The sequence below is a fragment of the Candidatus Hakubella thermalkaliphila genome, assembly GCF_013281975.1.
Taxonomy (GTDB): domain Bacteria; phylum Actinomycetota; class Humimicrobiia; order Hakubellales; family Hakubellaceae; genus Hakubella; species Hakubella thermalkaliphila.
In genome coordinates this window covers 1-10,482 of record NZ_BLRZ01000070.1, presented here as the reverse complement: position 1 = coordinate 10,482, position 10,482 = coordinate 1, and the positions used below count along the sequence as shown (strand labels likewise).

At 50.4% G+C, this 10,482-nt stretch carries 12 protein-coding genes and 1 tRNA gene; 4 read left to right on the top strand and 9 right to left on the bottom strand.

The features are described from left to right. Positions 1 to 207 precede the first annotated feature (207 nt). Positions 208 to 1,095 (bottom strand): diacylglycerol/lipid kinase family protein, encoded by an 888-nt coding sequence (locus HW443_RS07375; protein WP_176231216.1) that lies wholly within the window; start codon positions 1,093 to 1,095, stop codon positions 208 to 210. 130 nt (positions 1,096 to 1,225) lie between these two features. Here HW443_RS07375 and amaP point away from each other — a divergent pair, with 130 nt between their 5' ends. Then, positions 1,226 to 1,876, top strand: a complete 651-nt coding sequence (amaP, locus tag HW443_RS07370) for an alkaline shock response membrane anchor protein AmaP (RefSeq protein WP_176236193.1) — start codon at positions 1,226 to 1,228, stop codon at positions 1,874 to 1,876. 466 nt (positions 1,877 to 2,342) lie between these two features. Here amaP and HW443_RS07365 read toward each other — a convergent pair whose 3' ends face one another. The 4 genes from HW443_RS07365 to HW443_RS07350 form a co-directional block, all read right to left on the bottom strand. Continuing rightward, positions 2,343 to 2,681, bottom strand: coding sequence for a YtxH domain-containing protein (locus tag HW443_RS07365; protein WP_176231218.1), 339 nt, complete (start codon positions 2,679 to 2,681; stop codon positions 2,343 to 2,345). A gap of 39 nt (positions 2,682 to 2,720) precedes the next feature. Beyond that, positions 2,721 to 2,795 (bottom strand) — tRNA-Gly (locus tag HW443_RS07360). A 57-nt stretch (positions 2,796 to 2,852) separates the two neighbouring features. Continuing rightward, the gene (locus tag HW443_RS07355) at positions 2,853 to 4,490 is read right to left on the bottom strand and encodes an ABC1 kinase family protein (protein WP_176231219.1); all 1,638 of its coding nucleotides are present in this window, start codon (positions 4,488 to 4,490) and stop codon (positions 2,853 to 2,855) included. Between the two features lie 215 nt (positions 4,491 to 4,705). After that, positions 4,706 to 4,954, bottom strand: coding sequence for a hypothetical protein (locus HW443_RS07350; protein ID WP_176226496.1), 249 nt, complete (start codon positions 4,952 to 4,954; stop codon positions 4,706 to 4,708). A gap of 318 nt (positions 4,955 to 5,272) precedes the next feature. Here HW443_RS07350 and larE point away from each other — a divergent pair, with 318 nt between their 5' ends. The 3 genes from larE (at position 5,273) to larB (ending at position 7,252) form a co-directional block, all read left to right on the top strand. Beyond that, the gene (gene larE, locus HW443_RS07345) at positions 5,273 to 6,112 is read left to right on the top strand and encodes an ATP-dependent sacrificial sulfur transferase LarE (protein ID WP_176238027.1); all 840 of its coding nucleotides are present in this window, start codon (positions 5,273 to 5,275) and stop codon (positions 6,110 to 6,112) included. Between the two features lie 65 nt (positions 6,113 to 6,177). After that, positions 6,178 to 6,462, top strand: a complete 285-nt coding sequence (locus tag HW443_RS07340; RefSeq protein WP_176231221.1) for a hypothetical protein — start codon at positions 6,178 to 6,180, stop codon at positions 6,460 to 6,462. 28 nt (positions 6,463 to 6,490) lie between these two features. After that, positions 6,491 to 7,252 carry a nickel pincer cofactor biosynthesis protein LarB gene (gene larB, locus HW443_RS07335; RefSeq protein ID WP_176231222.1) on the top strand — a complete coding sequence of 254 codons (762 nt, stop codon included), beginning with the start codon at positions 6,491 to 6,493 and terminating at the stop codon, positions 7,250 to 7,252. A 69-nt stretch (positions 7,253 to 7,321) separates the two neighbouring features. Here larB and HW443_RS07330 read toward each other — a convergent pair whose 3' ends face one another. The 4 genes from HW443_RS07330 to HW443_RS07315 all read right to left on the bottom strand — a co-directional run bounded on the left by HW443_RS07330 (position 7,322) and on the right by HW443_RS07315 (position 10,371). After that, complete coding sequence (locus HW443_RS07330) at positions 7,322 to 7,492, bottom strand: hypothetical protein (protein ID WP_176230588.1); 171 nt, start codon at positions 7,490 to 7,492, stop codon at positions 7,322 to 7,324. 310 nt (positions 7,493 to 7,802) lie between these two features. Continuing rightward, entirely contained in the window at positions 7,803 to 8,750 is a 948-nt protein-coding gene (locus HW443_RS07325; RefSeq protein WP_176231224.1) for an ABC transporter permease, read from the bottom strand. A gap of 2 nt (positions 8,751 to 8,752) precedes the next feature. Then, complete coding sequence (locus HW443_RS07320) at positions 8,753 to 9,691, bottom strand: ABC transporter ATP-binding protein (RefSeq protein WP_176231225.1); 939 nt, start codon at positions 9,689 to 9,691, stop codon at positions 8,753 to 8,755. Between the two features lie 5 nt (positions 9,692 to 9,696). Then, complete coding sequence (locus HW443_RS07315; RefSeq protein WP_176238026.1) at positions 9,697 to 10,371, bottom strand: COG1470 family protein; 675 nt, start codon at positions 10,369 to 10,371, stop codon at positions 9,697 to 9,699. Between the last annotated feature and the right edge of the window lie 111 nt (positions 10,372 to 10,482).

Genomic DNA, 10,482 nt, shown 5'->3' with positions numbered 1-10,482 from the left:
CAAAGGGGAAGTAGGAGATATTGTCCCAGACTGAGCATAAGATGAGTAACAAACAGCCTTATTCAGGCGCGTTTTTAAGAGTGGAGATTTTGGGTTGAAGTACGATGCCATTATCGTGGGTGGCAGCTATCATTCATAAAGAGCCGTTTCTGGAACACTGATGAGGCGGTATCGGGGGAGAAGCATTAGCAAGTACCTTTAATCCTGCTACTTGGTGGCAGGAGAGGGTACTATTACCTCCAGGGCCCTGGGAACAATTCTGAATCTAGCTGGAAGAGGCATTATGTATTCCCCGTCAGCATAGACGTGAAAGGGATCCTCCGAAGATATTTCTATCTCCCTGGCTCTAAATATGGTTACATGGGGATCCTTGATATGCTGGCCGGAGAAGACGGAGGGAAAGACCCGGATGAAGTGGAATCTGGAGATTTCCTTAATCAGGCAGATATCAAAAAGACCATCATCCAGCTCAGCGGCAGGGGCTACCATCATGCCACTCCCGTAGCTTCTGGTATTGGCCACCGCAATGAGCAAGGCTCTCTCTGCAGATAGTTTGCCATCGCAGTTAAAGTGGAATTTGCTGGCTCTGAAGCTGGTGAGAGCCCGGAAAGCCGCAAGAGTGTATTTGACTGGGCCGTGGACTTTGATGGTCATTTTGTTGGCTATCTCGGTGACTACAGAGTCAAATCCGGTGCTGGCCACGCCCACGAAATAAGTGCCGTTGGCTGTACCCACATCGATTGTTCTGGTATAGGTCTTATCTAGTATGCGGCAGGCGGCTGGAATGTCCCGGGGTATCTGCAGGGATCTAGAGATATCATTGCCGTCTCCGATGGGGACGATACCCAAGATTGCTCCTGTTCCCGAGATTCCATTGACCACTTCGTGAACAGTCCCATCGCCTCCTACGGCTACAATCCTTTGGAATCCCTCCGCTACGGCTTTTCGGGCCAGGTCAACGGCCTCTTGGGGGCGCGAGGTTCTGACCAGCTTGAATTCCAGCTTTAGATCCTCGAGAGCTCTTTCTATCTGGGGGATGTACTTTTCTCCCCTTCCTCCGCCACAGGCAGGATTTGCTATCACAAAGAGAGTCATAATTTGTCTCCTAGCGTGGTATTGGAATTTTGACATTTAGACGTTGTTGAGGTAGGCTTTGGTTTGTCGCAAACAGGTTGGATTTTCAAGGAGCTTCTTATTTTAAAGAGTAACCAGGAGAATAGTAGAAATGAATGCGCTTAACATCTTCAATCGGATTGCCGTAGTTCTTCTCCTCCTCGTGGTGATATTCATCTCCGCCGTCATCATGGTAGACACCTTTATCAATGTCATTGACTCCTCCACCCTGCTGGATGCTATTAGCCCTACTCTTGACTTTCTCGGCCGCTTTGGCCTGGCCGGCATTTTGTTTTTGGTTCTTCTTATCTCCATTCTTCTGCTGATCCTTGAGCTTTACATCCGGAGGCCGCAGACGGTCACGGTGGCCAATCTTGAAACCGGAAAAGCCAGGATCTCTGTTACTTCTATTGCTGATCAGATAAGACAGGATGTGATCAGGGTCAGCGAGATCCACAATGCGAGAGTCAGGGTTGAGCCGAAGGGTAAAGGCATCGTGGCCCGCCTCCTGGTGGAGATCAGTCAGGATATAGACGTGCCCGGCAAGACCCAAGAGGTGATGCAGGTAGTCCAGAATACTGTCTCCTCCAAGCTGGGCCTCAAGCTGATAGACACCAAGATGACTCTTGTTTATGTACCCCCTTCACCTGCAAGGCCAGGAGGGATATTCGTGTCTGAGACATCCGGTACCCGGCAGGTTATGGAGAGAGAAGAGGGAAGGAAGGAGGCGGAAGAGCAACCGCCGGCCACACCTTCGGGTTAAGTGGGTCCTATCTATGCCAAAGAACGTTTCTATCTGTAGGCAAACTTTTCCGACTTAATGGAGCAAGCCTTTTTTGAGTAGGGCGCTTGCGTTGCTAATCAAGCCGGAGAGGGCGTCGTGTCTCCTTATCTCACAGGGTACGCGGCGTGGGCGCACAATAAAAGATAGACGACTTTTCAATCGCCTATCTTGACTACATTCTTCTTTGTCTTGCCCCAACCGGCGTATAAAGTCGGTATCGCAACCCTAAGTGCAGAGATAGCTTCCCTTTCAAAGGCACCTTTTGGAAGTTTTTACACAGGCTGACCTAACCCTACAGCGATACTTAAGAATCTTGGTTCAATATGTAGGGCAATTTCTTTAATTGAACCACAACATATTGTATGTACTCAGGTAAATGACCTTGTAGGGCTAAGCTTTGTTTTTACTGGTTTTGCCTGAATCCTATAGCAGGCTGCTTTTTGTCCTATTCTGGTTTTACCTTCTCCGCCTGTTCTTCACCGGCCTCAGCGGCTTTAGAGACAGCGCTCTTTATATCCTCCACTCGCTCAGCCACTTTTTCAGCAATTTCCGTGACTCTTTTTCTACCAACCTCGATTCCTTCTCTTGCCTTCTCCATCGCTGTGTCTACGGCTTCCTTGCCCTTTTCGTAGTATTCTGTTCCTCTCTCCTTGAGCTCTCGCCTCAGCTCCGCCCCTGGCTTTGGGGTATAGAGCATGCCCATAAGAGCCCCTGCGAAGAGTCCCAGAACAAAACCTACTCCAGCAGCAAATCCCACGTTAAGTCCTCTATTGTATTCAGCCATACTGATCACCTCCCTTTATATGGTGTTCAACAATCTTTCTGGAGCGTCCGACGGGAATCGAACCCGCAACATTCAGCTTGGGAAGCTGACATTCTACCTTTGAATTACGGACGCTCTGCTATTATTCTACCATTTCCGATTATTTTTTCAACTCCGCGACTGGGATCAAACCTATCTTAAAGAGGAGTAGATGTACAAGAGGAGGAAGAGGCCTGAGGCGATGGCAGATAGCCAACTGGCTATCTGATCACCGTTGGAACGCAAGAACAGGAAGAGGAGGAAGGTAGCCAGAAAGAGAACCCCGTTCAGGAGCTGTTGCCTGAAACGAAAAGCCTTTCTTTCGCTGGTAGAGTCACTCCGATTAGCAATTCGGACTTCCAACTTTCCCGCATTGGCTTTAGCCAGGAATTGCTGCAATTGCTGGGGCAGGGTGGTGAGCGCTACACCAATCTCTCTGGCCTGATCAATAATTATGTCTATCCAGTCTTCCTCTTCAACGGTGATAAGCTCGCTCACGTAGGAGGCCAGGATATCGATCAAGTCTACCTCAGGGTCGAGCCTGGCGCCCAGGCCGTTTAAAAGACCGAGAGTCCTACCAATGAAGATGAAATCATTGGGAATCTGAATAGCCAATGTGGAGTGTAAGAGTCTGTGAAGCGCTCGGCCCTCTTGAGAGAAGTTCATCTTTTTGTATTCGGAGACGGACAGATTTCCATATTTCTCTATAAGAGTGCTGATGAACTTCTCTAAAGCTCCGAAGTCTTGGTCCGGCAGAAGGATGCCTACTCCTACCAGTCCCTGGACGATCCCCTGAGGGTTTTTATGCCCAAGGGAGACAAGTAGATCTCCTAACCTCTGCATTAGAGAAGGAGGGATGTCTTTGGCTATCCCGAAATCCACGAAGGCGATTCTCGGACCAGACTGGACAAAGATGTTACCAGGGTGGGGGTCGCCGTGGAAGAAGCCGTCCTTTAGCATCATCTTACAGTAAGCATCTAGCAGGAGTCGGGTCACTTTTGTTCTATCTATGCCGGCTTTTTCGATCTTCTCCACCTCGGTAATCTTGATGCCCTCGACGAATTCGAGAGTGAGGACTTTCCGGGTAGTGAGATCCCAGATTACGCTGGGGATAATGACTCTCTCATCACTCTTGAAGTTCTTTTTGATCTTTTCAGCGTTGTGACCTTCATGGACATAATCCAGTTCTTCGTACAGTACTTTAGAGAACTCGGAATATATCAGGTCGAAATTGATACCTTTTTTAATTTTGCTCAGGATACCTGTTATCCACTTCAAGGTGGCCAGATCAGTGGATACTATTTTCTCAATTCCTGGGTACTGGATCTTGACCGCCACTCTCTGGCCTGAGGATAGAGTCGCTGAATGAACCTGACCGAGGGAAGCTGCTGCTATGGGGCTCTCCTCAAAGGAGGAATATATAGTTTCAGGCGGGCCTCCGAGCTCTTGGATAACCCGCTCCCTTATCTGGGAGAAGGGCACAGGTGGGACCTCATCCTGGAGCCTGGAGAGCTCCTCCAGATATTCCAGGGGCATGAAATCGGCTCTGGCGCTGATGAATTGCCCTATTTTAATCAGGACGCCCTTATGTCTGAGAGCAGCCTCTCTTATCCTGATGGCGTTCTTTCGGTTTAGGCCCGATATCTTCCTGTTTTGATAATCTTTGCCCAAAATTTTGGCCAGCAAGAAAAGCAAGTAATAGCTGGAAAGCACCCTCAGGAATAGGAAGGCTATTTTCAGGAATCTTGCCTTGAAGTGTATCTCTTGGTCCATTACTCCGTTTTTATTCATAGCTCATCTTTTGTTTGGATTTGTAAAAGATAGAGCAGCTCTCTTTCAGCGAAGAGCTTTCCAGATTGGGGAGGAACATGGCTGAGATTGAGTAAGCTTAAGCAGTGACCCCCAGAAAAGTGTGGGCTTCAGAAAAAATTCTCCCCCCTAGCCTTCCAGACGGTGGTAGTATTTCCTCGGTCATCTCCAGTAAAATACTTTTGGTCAAGATGTTTTTATTCTGCGGCTCTTTCCTCTGGGCCCTTTTCCTCTTCCTTTTTCTCCTCCTCTTCAGCCAGCATGGCATCCAGCTCCTCAGCTACCTCTCTCAGCTCTCGGCGGAGCTCCTCCCGAATGTCCTTGTGTTTGGCTTTGAGAGCGCTGAGTTTTTTGAGGAGCTTCTTTCTGCGCTCGGCCACTCTCTTTTCGATCAGGCCGGCCAGGATCAGGCCAGTCAACAGCAGTTTTCTTCCATTTTTGGTCATTTTTATCACCTCCTTAGCGATAGATTTCTAGCGAAGGTGGAACATCCGCTGGATTTTTTCAAGTCTTATAAGAAAAATAGCATAAATTTCTCTAACTATCGAGATGTTTGGAGTCCTGCTTTCTGATTTGGTAGGGTGGGGCAGAGGATGGTACAATATCACCAACGAAATGTGGAGAGAGGTCCTGACTGTGACAGCGGTTGATGTCAGATTGCTGGGAGAGAAATGCCATATCTATACACTACGCGATGGACGATCTCGAAGCTGATAGGAAGATAGCTGAAAGACTGGTTCTATAGTTATCGTCTTGGACAAGAGATGGACAAAGACCTGGCGCAGAAGTACGAGAAGTTAAAAAAACTCCTGGCCCAGGAAGACCTGGTAGTAGCCTATTCCGGAGGGGTGGACAGCACCCTTCTTCTCAAAGTGGCTCAGGAAGTCCTGGGAGATAGAGTTGTGGCGGTGACGGCCCTCTCCCCTACCTATCCGGAAGATGAGCTGGAATTTGCTCGGGAGATGGTCCGGGTGCTGGGAGTTAAACACATTCTTATCACCTCTCAGGAGCTGGAGGACCCAGGCTTCGTTGAAAACTCTCCCCTCAGGTGTTACCACTGTAAAAGAGAGCTTTTCAGCAAACTTTCTCAGGTGGCGCAGGAGCTGGGTATCCGACGCGTCGCCTATGGCCAGAATCTGGATGATCTGACAGATTATCGGCCTGGTCACAGAGCTGCTGAGGAGTTTCAGGTATGCAGCCCTCTTCGGGAAGGGGGATTCAATAAGGAGGAGATCCGGAAGCTCTCCCGAGAACTGGGCCTGCCTATCTGGGATAGGCCTCAACAGGCCTGTCTCTCCTCCCGGTTTCCCTATGGTCTGGAAATAACGGAGGAAAGACTGGAGAAGGTGGAGAAGGCCGAAAGCCTGCTGCGGTCCCTGGGCTTCACCCAGTTGCGAGTACGCATCCATGATGATTATACTGCTCGGATTGAGGTCCCCCCGTCTGAGTTTCGTTGCTTGATAGAGTCGGAGGTCAGGAGCCAGATTGTGGAAGGTTTCAGAAAGCTGGGCTTTATCTACATTTCTCTGGATCTGGCCGGTTTCCGTTCCGGAAGCGCCAACGAAGTTCTGATGGGGTCCGGCATAAGTCAGGGACGGGTCTGACATCTCATAGAGCGTCTGGCATAAGGGTCACTGAAGCCTGGCCCAGGCAGGTCAGGAGATGGAGGGTGACATTGAAGAGAGAAGATATAGAAAGACTTCTCAGTGGAGTAAAAGAGAGTCGCATTAGCGTGGAGGAGGCGCTGGCAGATCTTTCCACCTCTTCCTTACACGATCTGGAGTTTGCCCACGTGGACATCCATCGAGAGAAACGGAAGGGCGTTCCGGAGGTTATCCTCTGGAAAACCAAACTGTTACGCTGGAAGAGGCGCTGGCTATGGCCCGGAAGTGGCTGCTACCCGACTTTTGTGTCCACATCATGCCTTCCGGCTTCACCACTTTCCCGATCCTAAAAAACTGATTGACAAAGGGAGGCTACCCGTGGAAGAAATTTTACGAGCTCTGGTGCGGGGAGAAATTGATATAGCCGCCGCCAAGCAGAAGCTTAACGTGCTGCAGATCAAAAAAATTGGCGATGTGGCCAAACTGGATGCCAACAGAGCCAGGCGGACGGGAGTCCCTGAAGCAATTCTGGCGCAGGATAAGCAGCCGGAAGATGTGTGCCGTCTGTCGCTGGCTATGGCGGAGGCCAACGGCTATGCCCTGATTACCAGAGTTAAGGAAAGCGATCTTGTCGAACTCGAAAAAAACCTGCCAGAGGGGTATGAACTGGAAATTAACCGCCAGGCCAGGACCTGCGTCCTCAAGCGTAAAGGACATGTTTTTGCCCAAAATGGCAGGATTGGTGTGCTGGCCGCCGGGACAGCCGATATCGGTGTGGCGGAAGAGGTGGTTACCACCGCCCGGGTCATGGGCTGTGAGGTCATCAAAGCTTATGATGTCGGGGTGGCGGGTATCCACCGGCTTTATGAGCCGTTGACGGAGATGCTGGAAAAAGGAGTGGCCGCCATCGTGGTGGTGGCGGGGATGGACGCGGTATTGCCTATTGTGGTTTCCAGCCACGTCAGCGTGCCGGTGGTCGGCGTGCCTACTTCGGTGGGCTATGGCATGGGCAAAGACGGCGTGGCGGGACTTTTGACCATGCTCCAGACTTGTTCGCCGGGCCTGGCAGTGGTCAATATTGACAACGGGTTTGGCGCCGGCGTCTTTGCCTCCCTCATCGCCAGGCAGGCAAGGGGCTAGCTTGCGACATAGCTGAAGACTAACGCGCAGCGAGCAGGATTAGCTTAACCAGAGATGTTGACTGTAAGCCTACAGTCTCCCGCTGCGCAGGATGGCAAAGAGCAACCAGATGGCCATGACACCTGCCAGGGCAAAACCTGTTTCAATAATCGGCAGCCGCCAGAGCAGCGTTTCCCTGGTGATGCTGGCCACCAGGTAGGAACCAATAATCAGGCCGGCCATAATCATGCTAATTCTCATTACGGGGCCGTCACCCGGAACCATGAAAATGGAAATCTATTTTCTAAGTAGACAGCAGGACGATGCTGAAGGAAAGGCGGTTGATGAGCCTGTCCATGTAGGCGAAAGCCCTTTCCAGGTCAGGGGAGCTAAGCTGCAGCGGCAAGCCTTCCGCGTCCGTACGTTCAAACATTTCGTTTAGCCGGCGCGGCAGGGAAAAGAACAGCTCGACCAGCTCATAGAACTGCTCCGCCTAATATAAGAGAGAAGGTACCGGTCCTTTGTTGATTTGTTGGCCCTATTACAGTATCTTGAAAAACAGAGATTAGGCCTAAGTTGCCCTTATCTCTTGCCTCATGAACTTCACATAGGAGATAGCGAAGCAGATGACGGTGAGGGCGATCAGGCTGGTCAGATGAGGCCAGACAATCAAGAGGCTTTCTCTCAAGGGCAGGGGATTGGGTATCATTCTGGTCGTCTCCCTTACTAACATCGGCCCGAGAGTCCTCACTGTGGGAACCAGGATGGTCACCATGGCCTCCCCAAAAAGGGTCGTCGGTGAGATTCGCAGGATCATCCGCTCAACTTCTTCATGTTTCACTATCAGGGCTGGATTGCTTTGTGCCTCGGACTGGCTAAGAGGGACTATGGCATCTGCTACCAGGCCGGCAATCATGGGCATGAAGAAAGTAAAAAATATCCAGATAGCTATGGCAGCCAAGGCGGAGGTGGCTGTGCGCTCAAACAAAATGGAGAAAAGTACGGCCAGGCTCATCCAAAATGCCCCATAGATAATACACACTCCCAGGAAGATCAGAATTCTCCAAACCTCTTCAGAGCTGGGAGGGACACCGATAAGGCGAAGTCCCATTCCCCCTATTATGGTAACTATACTTACCAGCATAATACCCATAGTAACCAGGCCAGCCAGGAACTTTCCATTAATGACGGCGTCTCTAAACAATGGCTGAGATAAAATTCTGCTTAGAGTGCCGCTGGATCGCTCGCTGTTTATAGAGTCGAAGCCGAGAGCTATCCCTACTATGGGTATAAAGAAGATAATGAAAACGAGAAAAGGAGGTAAGACTCCACCAGAGGTAGTAAACAGCCTGAGAAAGACCAGTTCGGTGGTTCCGGTAACCTCACTCCTTATAGTCTGAAGAGCTACATAGACTGCTGACAACCCGGCCAGATATATTAGGGAGAGCAAAATTATGAACCTCTTGCTGCAAAAGTGATCGGCTAACTCTTTCCAGAAAACGGTCATTAATCCAGACATGGCTATCCCTCACGGAAATATTTCATATATATTTCTTCTAAACCGTAGTCCTGAATCTTCATTTGGACCAACAAGGTATTACTATCGACAATGGCTTTGGCTATCTGTGGTCTCAAATCCTGGTCGCAGGTAATGAATAGAAAGTCCCCTGACTTCTCAACGCTCACTACGCCGTTAATCCTGCGGATGGATTCATCAAGATTTGGACTGGGTTGTGAGACCTGAACTTCGATTCTGAATCGCCCTCCGCCCAGAGCTTCTCTTCCCAGGCGCTCTATGGGCCCCTCTGCCACCAGGCGCCCTTTGACCAGTATCCCCACCCGGTCACATATTCTCTGCACCATAGGGAGTTGGTGAGAGGACAGGACAATGGTTATCTTATGCTCCTTGCTCATCTGGGCAATGGTGTCCAAAATCTGGTTGGCTCCGTCAGGATCCAGGCCGGATGTAGGTTCATCCAGAAATACCATCCTGGGGTGCTTAACCAGCACGTCGGCTATGCCCAGCCGTTGCTTCATTCCTCGGGAAAACTTGCCGACTTTTTGGTCGGCTACATCCGAGAGACCCACTATGTTCAGCGCTTCGTTAATTACGCTGGAGGCATCCTCATCGGCCAAATCATTGAGTCTGGTCGTATAGGCAAGATTCTGCCTTGCCGTGAGGTCCTCATAGAAACCTACTTTCTCTGGCAGATAGCCTGTTATTCGTTTGACCTGCAGAGGCTCCCGGGTAGGGTTATGTCCACATACCCGGGCCGTACCGGAGGTAGGTTCGGTTAATCCCAGGAGCATAAGCACGGTAGTGGTCTTTCCTGCTCCGTTAGGCCCCAGGAACCCGAAAATCTCACCCTCTTCAATCCGGAGGTTTAGCTTATCCACAGCAGTAACGTTTCGATAACTCTTAGTCAGATCTACTGTCTCCACCACAGCTTGCTCGTTCATTTTGCCTATCGCCTGCCTAATCGCACAAATACCACTGCCAGGCCACCCACCACTATCAGGACAATTCCCACTCCGACCCATCCCCACAGACTGGGGGTCAATACGGTAATCCGGAGCTCCAGGTCATCGGAGGCATTATCACTGGTGACCTTTACGGTCACCGCGTAATCCCCGGCTATAGTTTTGCCGGGCGGATTTATGGTCAAATCCACTTCCTGTGTTTTCCCGGCTTCCAGAGACTCTACCTTATCTGGCTTGAAAGTAATGCTCCAGCCTTCGGGTTTGTCCGAAGAAAAGCTGATATTCTCGATGGCATCTGATCCCTGATTGGCCAGAATCAGGGCGAAGTGATTGTCCTCTCCCGCAGTGACGCTGGTGTTCAATCGACCTGTGGAGGTGCTCAGGGCCAGCTTATAAGTAGCTGTAATTACAGCTTTGAGATCGATGCTGTCCCTGAGATCCCCGGAGCTTATTTCCAATGTGGCCACATATTCTCCCGGTGACATGTTCTTGAGGGGGATCAACACGATCTTCAGGCTCTCGGGAGAAAAAGGCCGCATTCGAACCGCTGCTATCTCGGTCTGCTCGTAAGCCGGCTGAATGGAGGCATACCACCCTTCGCGTGCTTTGGCGGAAAGATCGAAGGTACGTTCTCCCTCACCCCGGTAGGACGCCTCCACCTTGAACTCGAAAGTGGTGGAGACAGTAGATCTGACTAAGAGTTATCGAAACGTTACTGCGGATGGATTCATCAAGATTTGGACTGGGTTGTGAGACCTGAACTTCGATTC

What these genes read in the sequence shown, in the direction of transcription:
- larE (WP_176238027.1), top strand. Translation starts at nt 5,273, where the DNA reads ATGGACAAAGACCTGGCGCAGAAGTACGAGAAGTTAAAAAAACTCCTG.
- HW443_RS07350 (WP_176226496.1), bottom strand. Translation starts at nt 4,954, where the DNA reads ATGACCAAAAATGGAAGAAAACTGCTGTTGACTGGCCTGATCCTGGCC.
- HW443_RS07375 (WP_176231216.1), bottom strand. Translation starts at nt 1,095, where the DNA reads ATGACTCTCTTTGTGATAGCAAATCCTGCCTGTGGCGGAGGAAGGGGA.
- amaP (WP_176236193.1), top strand. Translation starts at nt 1,226, where the DNA reads ATGAATGCGCTTAACATCTTCAATCGGATTGCCGTAGTTCTTCTCCTC.
- HW443_RS07320 (WP_176231225.1), bottom strand. Translation starts at nt 9,691, where the DNA reads ATGAACGAGCAAGCTGTGGTGGAGACAGTAGATCTGACTAAGAGTTAT.
- HW443_RS07325 (WP_176231224.1), bottom strand. Translation starts at nt 8,750, where the DNA reads ATGTCTGGATTAATGACCGTTTTCTGGAAAGAGTTAGCCGATCACTTT.
- HW443_RS07365 (WP_176231218.1), bottom strand. Translation starts at nt 2,681, where the DNA reads ATGGCTGAATACAATAGAGGACTTAACGTGGGATTTGCTGCTGGAGTA.
- HW443_RS07330 (WP_176230588.1), bottom strand. Translation starts at nt 7,492, where the DNA reads ATGAGAATTAGCATGATTATGGCCGGCCTGATTATTGGTTCCTACCTG.
- HW443_RS07355 (WP_176231219.1), bottom strand. Translation starts at nt 4,490, where the DNA reads ATGAATAAAAACGGAGTAATGGACCAAGAGATACACTTCAAGGCAAGA.